Origin of the sequence: Qipengyuania sp. R86523 (assembly GCF_044596365.1) — a bacterium.
Lineage (GTDB): Bacteria > Pseudomonadota > Alphaproteobacteria > Sphingomonadales > Sphingomonadaceae > Qipengyuania > Qipengyuania citrea.
In genome coordinates, this window is record NZ_CP138997.1 from 1,555,945 (window position 1) to 1,573,736 (window position 17,792).

At 64.1% G+C, this 17,792-nt stretch carries 18 protein-coding genes and 1 other RNA gene; 10 read left to right on the forward strand and 9 right to left on the reverse strand.

What is annotated here, in order from left to right; translation table 11 throughout:
• Positions 1-22: 22 nt before the first annotated feature.
• Both SJY12_RS07710 and SJY12_RS07715 read right to left on the reverse strand, forming a co-directional pair.
• Positions 23-1,153, reverse strand: a complete 1,131-nt coding sequence (locus SJY12_RS07710) for a hypothetical protein (protein ID WP_397504971.1) — start codon at positions 1,151-1,153, stop codon at positions 23-25.
• On the reverse strand, positions 1,150-2,553 hold the full coding sequence (locus SJY12_RS07715) for a glycosyl transferase family protein (RefSeq protein WP_397504972.1): 1,404 nt from the start codon (positions 2,551-2,553) through the stop codon (positions 1,150-1,152). Before SJY12_RS07715 ends, SJY12_RS07710 begins: the two co-directional genes overlap by 4 nt.
• Positions 2,554-2,636: 83 nt before the next feature.
• On the opposite strand from SJY12_RS07715, the gene nhaA reads away from it, so the two are divergent.
• Positions 2,637-3,848 (forward strand): Na+/H+ antiporter NhaA, encoded by a 1,212-nt coding sequence (gene nhaA, locus SJY12_RS07720; protein WP_063510981.1) that lies wholly within the window; start codon positions 2,637-2,639, stop codon positions 3,846-3,848.
• Positions 3,849-3,882: 34 nt separating this feature from the next.
• Here nhaA and SJY12_RS07725 read toward each other — a convergent pair whose 3' ends face one another.
• Positions 3,883-4,320, reverse strand: coding sequence for a VOC family protein (locus tag SJY12_RS07725; RefSeq protein ID WP_063510979.1), 438 nt, complete (start codon positions 4,318-4,320; stop codon positions 3,883-3,885).
• 216 nt (positions 4,321-4,536) lie between these two features.
• Positions 4,537-5,208 (reverse strand): TorF family putative porin, encoded by a 672-nt coding sequence (locus SJY12_RS07730; protein WP_348030732.1) that lies wholly within the window; start codon positions 5,206-5,208, stop codon positions 4,537-4,539.
• A 343-nt stretch (positions 5,209-5,551) separates the two neighbouring features.
• Between SJY12_RS07730 and SJY12_RS07735 the strand changes: the two genes are divergently transcribed.
• A complete protein-coding gene (locus SJY12_RS07735; protein WP_397504973.1) occupies positions 5,552-6,352 on the forward strand; it encodes a metallophosphoesterase in 801 nt (266 codons plus the stop codon).
• 54 nt (positions 6,353-6,406) lie between these two features.
• Here the strand turns inward: SJY12_RS07735 and rnpB are convergent.
• Positions 6,407-6,821, reverse strand: an RNA gene (gene rnpB, locus SJY12_RS07740) — RNase P RNA component class A.
• Between the two features lie 195 nt (positions 6,822-7,016).
• Here rnpB and SJY12_RS07745 point away from each other — a divergent pair.
• Positions 7,017-9,056: a putative bifunctional diguanylate cyclase/phosphodiesterase gene (locus SJY12_RS07745; protein WP_397504974.1), complete on the forward strand. Its 2,040-nt coding sequence runs from the start codon at positions 7,017-7,019 to the stop codon at positions 9,054-9,056.
• 14 nt (positions 9,057-9,070) lie between these two features.
• Positions 9,071-9,505: a BLUF domain-containing protein gene (locus tag SJY12_RS07750; RefSeq protein WP_050600828.1), complete on the forward strand. Its 435-nt coding sequence runs from the start codon at positions 9,071-9,073 to the stop codon at positions 9,503-9,505.
• Positions 9,506-9,550: 45 nt separating this feature from the next.
• On the opposite strand, the gene SJY12_RS07755 is transcribed toward SJY12_RS07750, so the two are convergent.
• From SJY12_RS07755 to SJY12_RS07765, 3 genes are all read right to left on the reverse strand, one after another.
• On the reverse strand, positions 9,551-10,201 hold the full coding sequence (locus SJY12_RS07755) for an N-acetylmuramoyl-L-alanine amidase (RefSeq protein WP_397506668.1): 651 nt from the start codon (positions 10,199-10,201) through the stop codon (positions 9,551-9,553).
• Between the two features lie 95 nt (positions 10,202-10,296).
• Positions 10,297-10,956: a histidine phosphotransferase family protein gene (locus SJY12_RS07760; protein ID WP_050600829.1), complete on the reverse strand. Its 660-nt coding sequence runs from the start codon at positions 10,954-10,956 to the stop codon at positions 10,297-10,299.
• 34 nt (positions 10,957-10,990) lie between these two features.
• Positions 10,991-11,386 (reverse strand): M67 family metallopeptidase, encoded by a 396-nt coding sequence (locus tag SJY12_RS07765; protein WP_348346220.1) that lies wholly within the window; start codon positions 11,384-11,386, stop codon positions 10,991-10,993.
• Between the two features lie 16 nt (positions 11,387-11,402).
• Between SJY12_RS07765 and SJY12_RS07770 the strand changes: the two genes are divergently transcribed.
• Positions 11,403-12,347, forward strand: coding sequence for an RluA family pseudouridine synthase (locus tag SJY12_RS07770; protein WP_397504975.1), 945 nt, complete (start codon positions 11,403-11,405; stop codon positions 12,345-12,347).
• Positions 12,348-12,415: 68 nt separating this feature from the next.
• Positions 12,416-13,375 (forward strand): RNA polymerase sigma factor RpoH, encoded by a 960-nt coding sequence (gene rpoH / locus SJY12_RS07775; RefSeq protein ID WP_237452361.1) that lies wholly within the window; start codon positions 12,416-12,418, stop codon positions 13,373-13,375.
• Positions 13,376-13,453: 78 nt separating this feature from the next.
• Here rpoH and SJY12_RS07780 read toward each other — a convergent pair whose 3' ends face one another.
• Complete coding sequence (locus SJY12_RS07780) at positions 13,454-14,788, reverse strand: M20 family metallopeptidase (protein ID WP_397504976.1); 1,335 nt, start codon at positions 14,786-14,788, stop codon at positions 13,454-13,456.
• Between the two features lie 110 nt (positions 14,789-14,898).
• Here SJY12_RS07780 and mtgA point away from each other — a divergent pair, with 110 nt between their 5' ends.
• From mtgA to SJY12_RS07800, 4 genes are read left to right on the forward strand one after another with little or no spacing between them, the layout of a single operon-like run.
• Positions 14,899-15,567, forward strand: a complete 669-nt coding sequence (gene mtgA / locus SJY12_RS07785) for a monofunctional biosynthetic peptidoglycan transglycosylase (RefSeq protein WP_397504978.1) — start codon at positions 14,899-14,901, stop codon at positions 15,565-15,567.
• Between the two features lie 5 nt (positions 15,568-15,572).
• Positions 15,573-16,484: a cation diffusion facilitator family transporter gene (locus SJY12_RS07790; protein WP_397504979.1), complete on the forward strand. Its 912-nt coding sequence runs from the start codon at positions 15,573-15,575 to the stop codon at positions 16,482-16,484.
• Positions 16,484-17,053, forward strand: a complete 570-nt coding sequence (locus tag SJY12_RS07795; RefSeq protein WP_397504980.1) for a sigma-70 family RNA polymerase sigma factor — start codon at positions 16,484-16,486, stop codon at positions 17,051-17,053. Before SJY12_RS07790 ends, SJY12_RS07795 begins: the two co-directional genes overlap by 1 nt.
• Entirely contained in the window at positions 17,050-17,769 is a 720-nt protein-coding gene (locus tag SJY12_RS07800) for an anti-sigma factor domain-containing protein (protein ID WP_397504981.1), read from the forward strand. Before SJY12_RS07795 ends, SJY12_RS07800 begins: the two co-directional genes overlap by 4 nt.
• Positions 17,770-17,792: the final 23 nt, after the last annotated feature.

The following is a 17,792-nucleotide window of genomic DNA, read 5'->3' on the forward strand; positions in this document are numbered from 1 at the left end:
GACGGATAAAAGCTGAACGATGTCAGAAGCCGGTTGAAAGCGTGATCAGGCCGCCGTTGCCCGGAGCAGCATTGCCCGCGACGCGCCACAGGTAATCGGCTTCGATCCGCGCCGGCGCCTGCCCTACCGTCAGGCGAAAGCTGACCTTAGGCCCCACATCCAAGCGTGCGGCCCCCTTCTGCGCCCCGCCCCGCGCGGTTGCGCCAAGCGCGACATCGCCGAGGTCGAATGCAGCGACGTCGCGTTCCACTACCAGCGCGCCATCGGCGAACGGTGTCGCGAAACTGCCGCCGACGAAACCGGCCTGCCCATATCCGCGTACATTCAATCCTGCAGGCAACCCGCGCCGCTCGAACCCGCCGGCAACGAATGCGGCCGGTCTGAACTCGGCAGCCTGCCCCGGCCTGTGCGTGGCCCGAACCTCGGCATGGACGGCAAGCGGAACGCGCGCGAACGGGCGCAGGCGAAGCCCAACGGCGGCTTCGGTCTCCCCATCCTCCACGAGCGCCCTGGTGGCGCGTGCATAGGCGCCTGGATCATGCGCCGTGCCCGGAGCGAGTCGGTACGACAGGAGTGCGCCCATCTGGCTGGCGCCATAGCTTGCCGGACGCACGCCACCTACCAGAGCCCCCGTATCGCCTTGCCGCAACACCACCCAGCTGTCGATCCGCCAGGCGGAGCCGGCGATCTGCGGCGAGAAGGGCTCGCGCGGCGCCGATCCGGCGTTGTCGAGCGCGGTCGCCACGCTGCGCGGCAGCGGCAAGGCCGCCATGCCGGCACTGAAGAGCAGCGCGTGGCCTGCAGCGCGGCGATGCGTATCGAAAGCGCGTTGCCGTGCGGTTGGGTCAGCGAACTGCGCGGCGATGTCCCGGTAACTTGCGCGCACGGCTGTTCGGTCCGCAAGGTATCCTGGTACATCAGGAAGCCGCGCGCCAGCTTCGGGGGCACGCGCTGACAGCGGAATGCTGCGTGTGGCGGGCCGCGGTTCGGCAACCGGCAGATTTGCCCCGGCGAACCGCAACGTCTCGGACAGCCGAAGCGTTTGCGGCCACGGGCTTTCCCACAACAGGAGCCGCGCGAGGCACCAGCCGGCCAGCAGCAATCCCAGAAACAGCACAGGCTGCCCCTGCCGCCGGGCGATCACATCGCTCATGCGACCTGCCCGTCCCGCTGAACGAGAGCAGGATGATCGCGGTGTTCGGTCTTGTCCCACACGATGGGCGCACCGCGCAGCGTGTCGATATAGGCGGCAAAAGCCCGGCGGCCGGCGATGATTGCAATGATGTTCGAGACGAAGGTCCGCGGGATGGCGAGCACCCCCTGCCGCCAGCCATATTCACGCGCCGTGCAGCAGAACCGCACCATGAACCGCAGCATCAGACCGGTCAGGTTGAGCCACAGCAACGCCTGCAAGAGAGGCGAAGCGGGCGGTGCCTGTGCGATACCGATCTGTTCGAGCACCAGTCGCACGGCGATCATGCACACCAGCACGTAAGCGATCACCAGCAGGATGGCGGCGAGCGGCCCGCGGCGGTCGCGCAGTTGCATCCACAGATCGACTGGCTGCCGGCCCCAACCGAGCCGGTCCCATCCCTGGAGCGCGATACCGTGCATCCAACGCGTTTTCTGGCGCACCGCCTGATCGAGCAGCGCGGGGAAGAACGCGCGCGTCGCAACCAACCGTCCTTCGGCAGTACGGACGCGCAGGAACCGTCCCTTCCCGCCTGCCTGGGCGATCTTGAGCCCGAGTTCGTAATCCTCGGTCAGCAATTCTTCGGCAAAGGGTTTGCCCTGGCTGGCGCGAGCCAGTTGGGCGAGTGAACCGCGCGCAATCGCGCAACCAACGCCCGCGCCCGGAATGGCTGCGCCCAGCGCATCGCGCACGACCAATGCCTTGCCATGCGCCTCCGCGAATTCGTCGGAGTAATGCGAGCCGATCCAGCGGGAGTCCGGCTGGGGCAGCGCAAGAACCGGTAGCTGCACGAAATCCGCCTGCCACAGGGCCCGGTCGAGCAGTGGCAGCGCGGCCGGGTCGACCATGTCTTCCGCATCGTGCAACACGATCAGCCGAGCGGTGACCCCCGTTCGCTGTTCATCCTCCTCCAGCGCATCGTAGAGACGGTTGAGGCAATCCGCCTTTGACGTCGGTCCATCCTTCCCGTGCACGACGAGCCGGACCCGCGGGTCGCCGCGCGTCGCCGCGATAACCGAGGCGATGGTGGCGGCGTCATTGCGATAGCACCCGATATAGACGGTGAGCTGCGCATAGGCCCATGCATCCAGCATATGCGTCAGCGTCGAGCCGATGACCTCGGCCTCCTGCCAGGTCGGAATGAAGACGGCTGCCGGCCCTGCCAGGCCTTCGAGCTGATCCAGCTCCCACTCATCAATTCGCGGGGTCCGGATACGGCCCGTGATGCGACACCAGAGGTACGTGCAATCGAGGGCAAATTCGTCGATCATCCCCAGCGCGAAGAAGGCCGCCGCGAACAGCAGCAATTCGTGCTGCACCAGCAAAAACCATTCGGCCGCTGTGAAAGACGCGAAAAGCAACCCTTTACCCCCCGCCTTTCTCGATACCCGCGACTTTCAACACTTGCAACGCAGACAGCTTTGCGAAAGAGAGCATGCCCGAGATGACCGAACGTCCTTCAGCTTTCCGCCTCGTTTTTGCCCCCGTCCGCGCGCTCTTCGTGAGCGATGCGTCGGCTGGCATCCTGCTCATCCTCGTTGCGGCGGCGGCCATGCTGGCAGCCAACTCCCCGCTCGCGGGCGAATACGAACAATTGTTCTACGGCGAACTGCCGTGGACGCCGATCCCGAAGCTTGACGATCTTCACCTGTGGATCAACGACGGTCTGATGGCGGTGTTCTTCTTCGTCGTCGGGCTCGAAGTGAAGCGCGAATGGATCGAAGGACAATTGTCGACCGCCCAATCGCGGCGACTGCCGATTCTCGCGGCCATTGCCGGGATGGCCGTGCCTGCACTGGTCTATGTCGGCGTGGTGGGCGGCGATGCCGAACTGCTGCGTGGCTGGGCCATTCCCGCAGCGACCGACATCGCTTTCGCGATGGGCGTTCTCGGGCTGCTGGGCAATCGCTGCCCCGCCTCGCTCCGCCTGTTCCTGCTGACCGTGGCAATCGTCGACGACATCGGGGCGGTGCTGGTGATTGCGCTGTTCTACACCGCCAACATCAAGCTGGGCTGGCTGGCTGCATCAGGCGCGGTGGTGATCGCCATGATGGTGCTCAACAAGATGCGCGTCGCGCGCTACTGGCCCTATATCCTGCTCGCGCTGGTGCTGTGGTACTTCGTGCTCAATTCGGGCATCCATGCCACTATCGCCGGCGTCGTCGCAGCGCTGTGCATTCCGATGGTCGGCCCCGACGACCAGACCATGGTCGAACGGATGGAACATGGCCTCGCCCCGTGGAGCGCTTATCTGGTCGTACCGGTATTCGGCTTCGCCAATGCCGGGGTGCCGCTGGCGGGCATGGGCGTAGACCAGCTGCTTGCCCCCCTGCCGCTGGCCATCGCGGCGGGTCTGTTCCTGGGCAAGCAGGTCGGCATCTTCGCGGCCATCTTCGTGGCCGACCGGATCGGCTTCGCGCCGCGTCCCGACCAGGCGACCTGGCCCGAGATCTGGGGCGTATCGATCCTCTGCGGAATCGGTTTTACCATGTCGCTCTTCATCAGCGGACTGGCCTTCGCCGGGCAGCAGCTGCTCATCAACGAAGCGAAGATCGGTATCCTGCTGGGCTCGCTGATTTCGGCGCTTGCCGGATACGCCATCATCCGGATGTCAGCCAAACATCCCGACGATGTGCGCTCACCCTACATCGACTGACCCCTCGGTCGGATGACGAGGGCGCGGCGGGAGCTTACCAGCTCCCGCTGTTCTCCATGCTCGCCCAGGGTTCCTGCGGCTCCAGATACCCGTCCTGCAGCAATTCGATCGAGATACCGTCGGGCGTCTTGACGAAAGCCATGTGCCCATCGCGCGGCGGACGATGAATGATGTGTCCGGCATCCATGATCGCCTGGCAGGTCTCGTAGATGTTCTCGACCCGGTAGGCGAGGTGGCCGAAGTTGCGCCCGCCGGTGTATTCCTCGGGGTCACTGCCGTCCTCGGGGGGCCAGTTGTAGGTCAGTTCGACCTCGGCGACGCCCTCCTGCCCCGGGGCGGCCAGGAAGATCAGCGTGAACCGGCCGGCCTCGACGTCGAAACGCCGCGTTTCTTCCACGCCGATCAGCTTGAAGAAGGCCAGCGTGGCATCCGCATCGGTCACGCGGATCATGCTGTGCAGGAATTTGGTCAAGGGACACTCCGTTCGTTACCAACCGGTGGGGCCGTGATCGCGCAACGGCAACCGGCATCAAGCCGCGCCCTGCCACATCGAGCCGGCGCGATGCAATGCGCCATCAACGATGTCGCGGTCGCCCGCCGGGCACCGCGAGAGGCACATAGCGGATAGCTCATACCAAAAGGGGCGCGCCATTGCTGGCACGCCCCCGCTTTCCCGCCCGGTGGTTCCTTAGAAACTGGCGGAGATGGTCCCCACGATGGCATCATCGGTGAAGCCGTCGACCGACGGGCCTTCGACCCCGACATAGGAGACACCGACTTCGAAATTGCCTTGCGCTACCGCCAGGCCGAGCGCCCAGTCGAGCCCGGTATCGTCGGCTGCACCAGCCAGCAGCGGCGGAGCCAGCGCGCCGTCGGTATAGCCGAGGTGGCCGGTCACGCTGAACGGCGAATCGGCAATTCCGAAACCCACATCGGTATAGATGTAGAGGTTGTCGTCGCCGCCGAGCGAATCCTGTTCGGGCGCATAGGCAACACCCAGCGTCGCTTCCGCCGGGCCCAGGTTCGCACTGATCGAGGCATAGGGTTCGATATAGTCGGTATCGAGCCCAAGGTCCTCGGTTGGATACATGTAATAGAGCACCCCGACGTCGATGCCGACTGCATCGCTCAGCGAGCCACTCCACCCGGCATAGAGATCCAGTTCGACATCACCATAGGACGGGCCGCCCTTGATCGAACTGGCCCAGGTGCCGATGTAGAAACCGCTGTCGTGTGCGACATCGAAACCGCCCTGGATCGCCGGATCGCCGCCCGAGAGCGAGACCCCGCGGAAGCGGTAGTCGGTGGTCAGGGCAACATTGGCGGATGTGGTGAAGCCGCTGTCTTCGGACTGCGCCATCGCCGGCGTTGCAAGGGAAAGGCCCGCCGTAGCGAGAGTTACGGCCATCAGGCCGCGAAAGGACGTGAGCATTACAAACTCCTGTACGAGTGTCGCTTCGTCCCACCTGCGAATCCGCCGGGGCCATTTTATTAGGCCTCTCATCCGGATACAGTTACAAACCTGCACCTAGCTGCGCGTTTGCGCAAGATCGCGCCGCCCAGTTTTCGCATATGCAACAAAAGCTGTGGTTTTCTCGCAACGGCAACACGGCGCAATCCGGGCATTTGTTGCCCCCGTCACGGCAAGCGCCTATCTGGAGCGTCCCCTTTCAAGAACCCGCAGAAAACCAACGATTTTCACCATGATCAAACTCGCCAGACTGTTCAGCAAAGGCAAATCGGCAAAGGTTTTGCCGAAAGTGCCCGAGGGCGAGCGCTACTACGTCATCGGCAACATTCACGGGCGCTGCGACCTGTTCGACGAACTGATTGTCGCGATCGAAGACGACGATCGCCGCGCAGGGCCTGCGCAAACGACGGTGGTCCTTCTGGGCGACCTCGTCGACCGCGGGCCCGAAAGCGCCCGCGTGATAGAGACAGCCATGCAATGGGGCGAGCGGCGCAGCGTCCGCTATATCGCGGGCAATCACGAGGAAATGTTCCTCGAAAGCTTCGAGGACAAGGAGATGCTACGCCATTTCCTCAAACACGGCGGGCGTGAAACCGTGCTCAGCTACGGGATCAAGAAAAAGCGTTATAACGAACTATCGCTGAAGGAACTGCAGGCCGAACTGCACAAGCTCGTACCCGCAGAGCACCGCAACTTCCTGGCCGCGATGGAAGATATCATGATCGCGGGCGATTATGTCTTCGTCCACGCGGGAATCGATCCCAAGCGCAGCATCGAGGACCAAAAAAGCTCCGACATGCGCTGGATCCGCGATCGGTTTCTCAAGCACCGCGAGCCGCTTAGCCATGTCGTGGTTCACGGCCACACCATCTTCGAAGACGTCGAACACACCGACTACCGTATCGGGATAGACACCGGCGCCTTTCGTACCGGCAACCTGACCGCACTGGTGCTGGAAAACGACGAGCGTCGCCTGATCCGGGCACTCGAAACCGATGGCACGATCACGACCGAGAGTCTGGCGTTCGGCTGACGGCGTGACCGCTGTGCACGGATAGCCGACCACGCTCTCCGCTTCTTCGAGAAAATTGCCAGGGGGCCTGTAAGCCGGGTTCTGTCCTGCGCGCGGTATGCTTGCACACCAGCCACGCGGGGGCAGCCATTCGTCTAGGCTTCGGATTGCTCCGAAGCTCAAGCAGCCAACCCGGGCGGTCGATGCGAAACGCACCTGCCCGCTTGCGCGGGCGCGCCGCCCCTATTCGGCCTTGCTCCGGGTGGGGTTTGCCATGCGGGCCGCGTTGCCGAAGCCCCGGTGCGCTCTTACCGCACCCTTTCACCCTTGCCTGGACCTGCAAGCAGGCCATCGGCGGTTTGCTCTCTGTGGCACTTTCCCTCGACCGCCATCCGAGGACAGCGACCGGGCGGGCGTTACCCGCCACCCTTGTTTCGTGGAGCCCGGACTTTCCTCGTACCTTGCGGCACGCGGCTGCCCGGCCCCCTGGCGGTACGCGCGATAGGGCAAACCGGGTGTGGCGCCAAGCCCGCCATTGGCCCCGTGCCCGTTTGCCGGTCCGGCACATCGGACGCGCGGGCTTCTTTGCTACCCCACCACCTCCAAATCATTCGATTTCCTTAACCTTTCCCGCTTAGGCGCCCCACGTTCTGCGAATGGATGCAGAGGGAATTTCAGAAGCTTCATGCGAATCATTGGCTGCATCGTCGAAGACCACAATCTGTGGTTCGTGCTGATCGCGGCGATCATGTGCGTTGCAGGATCGATGGTATCCGCCACGCTCTTTCGCCGGACGATGGCTGAAGAGGGTCCAGCGTGGGTCCATTGGTGTTTCCTTTCTGCCGTAACCGCCGGGGCGGCTACCTGGGCGACGCATTTCATCGCCATGCTTGGCTATCAGACCACCGCCCCGGTCTCGCTCGACGGCGTGCTGACCGTTATCTCCGCGCTCATCGCTGCGGGCGGCATCGGCCTGGGCCTGGTCCTCGCTTCATCGACTTCCGCGCGCATCGCGGTTCTGGGCGGGGGGGCAACCATCGGCTTCGCGATCAGCGCGATGCACTACGTCGGCATGTTTGCCTATCGCGTCGACGGGATCGTCAGCTGGGACTGGCGCTATGTCCTCGCCTCTCTCGCAATCGCCATGGTCTGCGCTGGCTCCGCCATCCATCTGCTGCGCGATCAGGACAACGGACATCGCGTATGGCAGGCCGGAATGTTGCTCGCCTTGGCTATAATCGGCCTGCATTTCAGCGGCATGGCAGCATTTTCGGTGACCGCGATGGCTGGCTATTCGCAAAACGGCGACAGCGATGCCTTCGCTGCCCTGGCTGCGGCCATCGGCATGGTCGCGCTTCTGATCGTGGGCACCGGCATCTCCACCTATCTGGTCGAACGCAAGGCCAGCTCGGACGGAGAGAACCGCATCGCGCATATCGCCATGCACGATGCACTGACGAACCTGGCCAATCGCCGACAGTTCACCGAAGCACTAGCGGGTGAATGCAATGCCATCGATAGCGGGGGCCAACCGTTCGCGCTGATGATGGTCGATCTCGATCGTTTCAAGCCGATCAACGACACACTCGGACATCCCGCCGGCGACCTCGTGCTGCAACGTATCGCCAATCGGCTCAAGTTGGCAGCGCGCAGTGGTGACATCGTTGCGCGGATAGGGGGCGACGAATTCGCGATCATCGCATTCGGGGTCACGGGAGTCGCGACTGCGGCGGAAATCGCCGAACGCGTCGTCGAAGTGCTTTCGCGTCCGATGGTCATCGATGGAAATGTCGTGGAAATCAGCGGCAGCGTGGGCGTGGCGCTGGCGCCCGACCATGGCACCGAGCCCGACGCGCTCGTCCAGCACGCCGACATTGCGCTGTATTCGGCCAAACATCATGGCAAGCAGACCTACCGGGTATTCGAACCGCAGCTGATGGAGGTGATCCAGCGCCAGCGCTCGCTCGAGGCCGCGCTGCGTCGCGCCTCGATGCGCGACGAATTCCGCATCGTGTATCAACCGGTGTTCTGCTCGGCGAAGGGCGAGATTACCGGTGCCGAAGCACTGCTGCGCTGGACCTGCCCCGAGCATGGCGAAATTTCGCCGACCGAATTCATTCCCATTGCTGAAGAACTCGGGCTGGTTGCACGCATCGGAGCGGATGTCCTGCGCAAGGCCTGCAAGGACGCCGCCTCATGGCCTGCCCACATCGACCTCGCGGTCAACGTATCACCGGTCCAGCTACTCGACCCGCGACTGCCGCAAACCGTTGCGCAGGCGCTGGCCAATTCGGGCCTGTCCCCGTCCCGCCTCGAACTCGAAATCACTGAAACCGCACTGCTCAACAATGACGAGGCAGCGCTGCGCACGCTGACGCAGATCCGCGATCTCGGCGTCCGCATTTCGCTGGACGATTTTGGCACGGGCTATTCCTCGCTCAGCTACCTTCACCGTTTCCCGATCAGCCGCATCAAGATCGACAAGAGCTTCGTCCAGAAGCTGCCTGACGACGTCGGCAGCGCTTCGATCGTTCGGGCAATCGCCCAGCTTGGTTCAAGTCTCAGCATGAAAATCACCGCCGAAGGTATCGAAACCGATTCGCAGCTGTCCTTCATCAAGGAACACGGGTGCGACGAGGTGCAGGGCTTCCTTACCGGGCGCCCCATTGCCCTCGCCGATTTCCTGGTCCTTACCGGCCACCAGGCCGAAAACGTCGAAGCCTAGGAAGGAAGCGACACATGCCGATCAGCAGGCTGCTCTATACCAGCTCCGCCCGCCTCGAACCGGGCCCGCAGACGATCGACAAGCAACTGTGCCGACTGGCCGGGGAAGCCGCGCTGCTCAACGAGGAAGCGGGAATCACCGGCGTGCTCGTTTATGTCGAAGAGCAGTTCATCCAGGTCCTCGAGGGCGAGAGCGCCGTCGTCGAGGAAGTCTTCGAACGCATCTGCTGCGATTTCCGCCACGCGCAGATCAAGCTGATCGACCTTATCCCGGTCAGGCAGCGGATGTTCGCGCGCTGGCACATGGCGCGGTTATGCGAAGGCGCGGATCCCGAATCGATGCTCGACGACGATTTGAAAAACATTCGCTACCTGCTGGGCGTGAACGCGCGCGCCGCGGTCGAACGAATGTACGAAACGCTCATATCGTATGAGGATATCGACAGCTAGGACCAGCCCGCCGCGGGCGCTGCGTGAGGCGGGCCGAAACCCTGCCTAACGCGTGTGGCCGCGGTCGCGGTCGAGCAGCAGCTGGAACAGGATGGCGCGCACCTCGCCGTCGATTTCGCCATTGATCTTTTCGGGCCGCCAGCGGCGCTGGAAGGCTTCGACCGCCTTGTGGCCATCGGTTACATCGTATCCGAACCGCTCGAGTGCGAGATAGAAGGCCGCGTCATTGTCGAACGGGTCGCCCCGTTCGAGCTTCTGGGGCCGCGGCAGGCACAGGCCGTATTCCGCCAGCCGGTCCCATGGGAAGAGTTCGCCGGGATCGATCTTGCGCGCCGGTGCAACGTCCGAATGGCCGATCACATTGGCCCGCGGGATATCGTACCGCTTAACGATCCGCGCCACCAGCGGGACCAATGCCTGGAACTGCGCCTCGTTGAATTCGCGGTAGCCGTATTTGTGACCGGGGTGGTCGAGTTCGATACCGATGCTCGCCGAATTCACGTCCTTGTGCCCGCGCCAATAGGCGACCCCGGCGTGCCAGGCGCGCTTTTCCTCGGGCACCAGCCGGACGACCTCGCCCTGTTCACCGATCAGGTAATGCGCGGAAACCTGCGTTTCGGGATCGCACAACCGTTCGATCGCGAAGCCCTTGTCCTGCATCTCGGTGTAATGGATCACCACCATCTGGATGGGCATGGTGCGTTCGTTGTGATTCGGCGACAGCACCTCGCGGTCGACCAGTTCGTCTTCGCTTACGGGCAGCTTCTCCCCGGGCGTGCCGAAATCCGAACTCAACCGATCAGCCCTTCGGCTTCGGGCAGGACCGCGCCGAGCACCAGCGCATCGTCACCGCGGTGATACTGCAGCCCGCCGCCGCTTTCGCTGGCAAGCAGGTGGATCATGTGAGCGGCGGCAGTGCGGCTGGTGAGGTCGGACCGATCGAGCGATCCGTCGAGCGCCCTGCCGATGGTTTCATCGAAGGCGATCTTGGGCCCGGCGGCGCGCACCACGATCTCGCAGGCTCCGTCGCGGCGTTCGGCCCCGATGTCGAGCGTACCGCCGCGCACCAGCGCATCGATGGCAATCTGGGCGAAATTCAGCAGGACCTTCACCGCCGGCTTGGCCAGCGTGGCATCGGCCAACGCCCAATTGAGGCTGATCTTGCCATTATCGGTCACCAGCGCCTCGATCAGCGCCTGCGGTTCGGTCACTTCGACGCGGTCGCCGAACCCCCCGGCGGCCCCGAAAGCGAGCCGGAAGAACTTGAGCTTGCTGGTGCTGACATGCGCACTCTGTTCGAGCAGTTCGACCACATTGGCCCGCATTTCGGGATCGGTTTCCATCGCCAGCAGCTCGAGCCCGTTGGACAGCGCGCCCACGGGGCTGAGCATGTCATGGCACAGCCGCGAACACAGCATTGCGGCGAGATCGATCGATTGGCGGTCGTCCATTGAGGTCCCGATTGGTGAAGAATTCATGAGCGTCTTAGCGAGGGGTGACCTCATAGGGAAGCGGTTCGAAACCGGCATCCCCCGAACGCCACAGCGTGATTCGGCCCACCGCGATTATCGCCCAGATCGCCCCGTCGTTCGCTGCCAGCGCGCTGTCGGTCGCGGACGGCCGGGCCAGTCCATTGGGGTGCGAGTGGTAGTAGCCGACAACGCGGGGGCCGCCCGAACGCGCCGCGCGGTGCGCGTCGATCAATACCTGCGGATCGATTTCGAAATGCCGCGCGGGATCGGGATGGACATTGCGCGCCGGCAGCGACCCGGTGACGCCATCCGCCGACCCCAGCAGCACCCCGCAGCATTCCAGAGGGTGCGCACGCTGTGCTTCTGCAAGCATGCAGGCGACGACATCACTTGAGAGTTCGAACGGCATCGCGCATGGCCCTAGCATGGCCGAAGCCGATATCATCACCGGAAAGCTGGCCAGCAGCGGCCGCCTCGACAAGGCGCTGGCTGACGCAACCGAACTGTCGCGCGAACGGATCAAGGGCCTGATCGCTGCGGGGGCCGTCACCATCGGCAAGACGCTGGCCCGCAGCGCATCGGCGAAGGTGCAGGGCGAAGAGCGTTTTGCCATCGCGCTGCCCCCGCCCGAACCGCTGGCCGCACTGGCGCAGGACATACCGCTCGATATCGTCTTCGAGGATGCCCACCTGCTGGTGGTCGACAAGCCCGCGGGGATGGTGGTGCACCCGGCAGCGGGCAATCAGGACGGTACGCTGGTCAATGCGCTGCTCCACCATTGCGCGGGCCGCCTGTCGGGGATCAACGGCATTGCCCGCCCCGGTATCGTCCACCGTATCGACAAGGACACGTCGGGGCTCTTGGTGGTCGCCAAGTCCGACGCCGCGCATGAAGGCCTGGCGCGGCAGTTCGCCGATCATTCGATCACGCGCCGGTATCTGGCGGTCTGCGCCGGACACCCCGCGCCGCCGGCAGGCACCATCGCGGGCCGGATCGGGCGTTCGGTTCACGACCGCAAGAAGATGGCGGTGTTGCCCGACGATACGACGCGCGGGAAGCACGCCGTCACGCATTTCGAAACGCTGCGCCACCTCAATCACGCGGCGCTGCTCGAATGCCGTCTTGAAACCGGGCGCACGCACCAGGTCCGCGTTCACTGCGCGTCAATCGGTCATGCGCTATTGGGGGATCCAGTATACGGCCGGACTCCCAAGCCCTTGCGGCAGGTGCTCGAATCACTCGGGTTCCACCGTCAGGCGCTGCACGCGGCACGGCTGGGCTTCAGCCATCCTATCAGCGCTGAAACCTTGGATTTCCGCGCCGAACTGCCAGCAGATATGCGGGAACTCATCGACGAAACCGCACGTTGAAATCGATGAAACGCGTGTGCAATTTGGGCCGTGTCCGCTATACGTAAACCTAGTGGCCCGAAGGTTGGATGCCCGTCAGGGGTCCGACGAGCGAGGTCGACGCAAGAAAGGTCAGGGTACAAGTGAGCAATACCAAATCTTTGAGTGTCCCGGCACTCGGCGGCGAGCAGAGCCTCAACCGCTATCTTTCCGAAATCAAGAAATTCCCGGTGCTGACGCAGGAGCAGGAATACATGCTCGCGAAGCGCTATGAGGAACATGACGATCCCGAAGCTGCGGCGCAGCTCGTCACCTCGCACCTGCGGCTGGTGTCCAAAATCGCCATGGGCTACCGCGGTTACGGCCTGCCGGTGTCGGATCTCATCTCCGAAGGCAATGTCGGCCTGATGCAGGGCGTCAAGAAGTTCGAGGCCGATCGCGGCTTCCGCCTCGCGACCTATGCCATGTGGTGGATCAAGGCGAGCATCCAGGAATATATCCTGCGCTCGTGGAGCCTTGTCAAAATGGGCACCACCGCCGCGCAGAAGAAGCTGTTCTTCAACCTGCGCCGGATGAAGAAGAACCTCGACGCTTACGAGGACACCGACCTCCATCCCGAGGATGTGAACAAGATCGCTACCGATCTCGGCGTGCCCGAGCAGGAAGTGGTCAATATGAACCGCCGCATGATGATGGGCGGCGATGGGTCGCTCAACGTGCCGATGCGCAATGGCGAAGACGGTTCGGGCGAATGGATGGACTGGCTCAAGGACGATGGTCCGTTGCAGGACGAGCTCGTCGCCAATGCCCAGGAATCGGAAGTACGCCACGACATGCTGATCGAGGCGATGGACGGGCTGAACGAGCGCGAGAAGCACATTCTGACCGAACGCCGCCTGACCGAGAACCCCCAGACGCTGGAGGAACTCAGCCAGGTCTACGACGTCAGCCGCGAACGCATCCGTCAGATCGAAGTGCGCGCGTTCGAGAAGGTGCAGAAGGCAATGAAGGCCATCGCCGGCGAGAAGCTGCTGGCCGGCGTGGCCTGACCGGACATCGCTTCGTCAAACCCATGAAAAGGCCGCCTGCACCCCGGGGTGTCGGCGGCCTTCTTCATTTCGAGCGGCCTAGCTGGCGGGTGCCAGTTCCAGCACTGCCGCCACCATCGCCTCGGTGCCCAGCGTTACCGACTCGCGCGGGGCGATCTTGAACAGGGGCGAATGGTGCGAAGGCACCGGCGGACCGCCGGCTGCGGCTGCATCGAACGCCGCCTGCGGGGTCCCCCCGACAGCGAAGTAGTAGCCGGGGACGCCATATTCCTCGGCGACGAAATAGGCGAAATCTTCCGCACCCATCCCGCGCTGCTGCCATGGGATGAGCACCTCGTTACCCAGATCGCGCTGCAGTGCCGCGTTGAGTCGCCGCGCGAGTGCAGGGTCGTTGTTGGTGACGGGGGTTCCTTCCGACACCGCGACCTGCACTGGCATCTCTTCCGGCAGTCCATGCGCCCTGCCCGTATTGACGGCTATGCGCTCGATCGCGGCGAGCAGCTGCGCACGCGTGTCCTCGTCATTGGCGCGCACCGTGAGCTGCAGATCCGCCCGGTCCGAGATGATGTTGTGCTTGGTGCCCGAATGGAACGCCCCCACGGTGATCACCGCGGGCGACAACGGCTCGATCTCGCGGCTGACGATCGATTGCAGCGCCGTGACGATCTGCGAGGCGATATAGACCGGATCGCGGCCCATGTGTGGGCTGGCCCCATGCGCGCCGACGCCCGGCACCATGATATCGACCGAATCCGCGCTCGAATACTGGATGCTTTCCGAGGCCGAAATCTTGCCCGCCGGCAGGATCGAGGCGACATGGAAGGCCAGCGCGTAGTCGGGCGTGCCGAACCGGTCGTAGAGGCCGTCTTCGAGCATCGCAGCAGCGCCGCCGACCCGCTCTTCCGCCGGCTGCACCACGAACATGAGGGTTCCCGACCATTGCTCCTTCATGGCCATCAGGCGCCGCGCGGTGCCGACCATCGCGGTGATATGCACATCGTGGCCGCAGGCATGCATGACAGGGTATTCCGTGCCGTCCTGGCCAACCTGCGTCGCCGTCGATGCGTAATCGAGCCCGGTCTTCTCGGGCATCGGCAGGCCATCCATATCGGCACGCAGCAGGATCAGCGGGCCTTCGCCGTTGCCGGCCATGGCGACGACCCCAGTCCCGCCGACGCCTTCGGTCACGTCGAGCCCGGCAGCCCGCAATTCGGCAGCCATCCGCTTGGCGGTCTCCGTCTCGAGGAAGGACAGTTCGGGATTGGCGTGGAAATGCTTGAAGAGATCTTCGAGATGGCTGTCGTAATCCGCGGCCACCGCCTGTTTTACCTGTGCCGGGTCGGCGGCGGCGGGTGTGGCACCCAAGGACAGGGCCAGGGCCGAAGCGGCCAATCCGAAAATCGCTTTGCGCATAGATACTCCCTCACGGCTCCCCATGGCCGAAAGGGCAGGTAAGCATGCATGGTCGCCGGTCGCAAGCAGGCTGATTGCGCCCGCCCGCCCGGCCAGCTAGATGCCCGGGAATGCACTGGGTGATCCGCTTCCTTTTCAAGGCCCTGATCGGCTTCCTGGGTCTGAGCCTGGCCCTGGTGCTGGTGTTCAAATTCATCCCGGTGCCGGTAACCGCCACCATGCTGATGGATTCCAACGGCATCACCAAGGACTGGACCGCGCTCTCGAATATCGACCGCACCATGGTTCGCGCGGTGATTGCCGCGGAAGACGGCAAGTTCTGCAGCCACGAGGGTTTCGACCGTAAAGCGATCGAGGACGCGCTCGAGAACAACCGTCAGGGCGGCAGGGTCCGCGGCGGGTCGACGATCAGCCAGCAAACGGCGAAGAACGTCTTCCTGTGGCAGGGCGGTGGCTATGTCCGCAAAGGCTTCGAAGCCTGGTTTACCGTGCTGATCGAACAGATCTGGGGCAAGCGGCGGATCATGGAAGTCTATCTCAACGTCGCTGAAACGGGCTTGGGCACGTATGGTATGGAGGCCGGGGCGCAGCGCTACTTCGGCAAGTCCGCCGCCTCGCTGACTCCGCTCGAAGCTGCCCGGATGGCCGCCGCATTGCCGCAGCCCAAGCAGCGCGCCGTCAGGAACCCGAGCGGCTGGCTGGCGCGCCATGGCAACACGATTTCTGCGCGCATCGGTTCGGTAGCCCGTGACGGCCTCAATTCCTGCGTCTATCGATAACGGCGATGGGAGCGGGCCACAGCCATTCGCATGATCACGGGCACGGGCACAGCCATGCCCCCGCCGATTTCGGCAACGCCTTCCTGATCGGCATCATTCTCAATACCGCATTCGTCATCGTCGAAGCAGCCTATGGCTGGATTTCCGGATCGATGGCGCTGATCGCCGATGCCGGGCACAATCTGTCCGACGTCCTCGCGCTGCTGCTCGCATGGGGGGCAAGCGTCGCGGCCAGGCGCCCCGCTTGCGAACGTTTCACTTATGGCTTCAAGAGTTCCACGATCCTTGCAGCATTGGCCAATGCCGGATTGCTGCTGGTCGCGATCGGCGCGATCCTGTTCGAGACTCTGCACCGCATGGCCGAACCGGCACCGGTCCAGGGGCAAACGATGGCGATCGTCGCGGGCATTGGCATCCTCGTGAATGCCGGTACCGCTGCGCTGTTCCTGCGCGGACAGCACGATATCAACATCCGGGGGGCGTTCCTGCACATGGCGGCCGATGCGCTGGTCAGCCTGGGCGTGGTCATCGCGGGGCTGGCAATCATCTGGACCGGTGAACGCTGGATCGATCCCGCGGTCAGCCTCGTTATCGTGGCCGTCATCGGCTGGGGGACCTGGGGCCTGCTGAAGGACAGCGTCGCCATGAGCATGCTTGGCGTGCCCAAAGGGATTTCGGAGAACAAGGTGCGCGCCTATCTGTCCGGCCTGCCAGGGGTCGACGCGGTGCACGACCTGCATATCTGGCCGATGAGCACCACCGAAACCGCGCTGACCGCGCATCTGGTCATGCCCGCGGGCCACCCAGGCGACGGGTTCCTCCGGCAACTGGCGGGCGAACTGGATCGCCACCACCGCATCGGGCATCCCACCATCCAGATCGAAACCAGCCGCGCGGCGTGCGGGACGGGTTGCTGATGCGCCGGTCCACGCCCCAGGCGCGCGAAATGCTGAAGGCGGCGATGCGTCGCCTGGCCGCCGGCGAACGGTCGGCTCTCGAAGAGGTCTACCGCGCCACATCGGCGAAACTATTCGGCATCTGCTACCGTATCTTGGGAGATGAGAAAGAAGCCGAGGACGCATTGCAGGACGTTTACCTAACGCTGTGGCGGCGCGCGGATCGCTACGATCCCGAGCGCGCCAGCCCGATATCGTGGCTGGCCACTTTTGCGCGAAATCGCGCGATCGACCGGTTGCGCGCAGGGAAAGTCCGGCTGGCCGCAGTCCCCGAGGACCAGGCTGCGCCCGTTCCCGACGATCGCCCCCTTGCCGAAGCGATGATGATCGATTCCGAACGCGAAGCGCGCGTCCACACCTGCCTCGAAACTCTGGACGAAACCCCGCGGAAGGCGATCCGCACCGCCTTTTTCGAAGGCCGCACCTATGCCGAGCTGGCCGAGCGGATGGATGTACCTCTGGGGACGATGAAGAGCTGGATCCGCCGCGGACTCGCGAAGCTCAAGGGTTGCATGGAGATGGGCGAGTGACCGCCGACCAACTGCTTGCCGCCGAATATGCGCTTGGCCTGCTGGAGGGCGAGGATCTGCTCGCCGCTCGGGCACGCGAATCCGCCGATCCCGCTTTCGCACGAGATGTCGCAGAGTGGCAAGAGCGCCTCGCTCCGCTGGCCGACGATATCGATCCCCGCATGCCCCGCGAAGAGGTGTGGCAACGCATCGAAGCCGAACTTGGTGCCGATAGCGGCAACGCGCAGGTCGTCGCGCTGCGGCGCAGCCTGCGCCGTTGGCAATGGGCCGGCGGTCTCAGCGCGGCGGCGGCGATTGCGCTCGCCTTCCTCGCGCTGCCGCAATTGATCGGCCCCGCCGGGGAGAGCCGCCCGGACCCGGCCGCCGAACGCATGGCCCGGGCACCGATGACGGCAACCATGCCGATAGGGGGCACCCCGCTCAATCTCGATTTTACCTATCTCCCGGACGACCGCAGCTTGCTGGTCGGCGCGGTCGGCCTCGAAGCAGATGGCGTGCACGATCACGAAATCTGGTTCGTTCCGCCCGAAGGCGAGCTGGTCTCGCTTGGCGTGGTGACGCCGGGCGAGGTCGTGGCGCACAGCGTGCCGGAAAGCGTCGCCCGCACCTTGCACGATGGTTCGCAGCTGCTGCTGACACGCGAACCGCTCGGCGGCAAGCCAGTGGATTCCGCAGCCGGTCCGGTTGTCGCCGAAGCCGAATTCGCCACGATCTGATTTTTTTGACGCGGCATGCATCC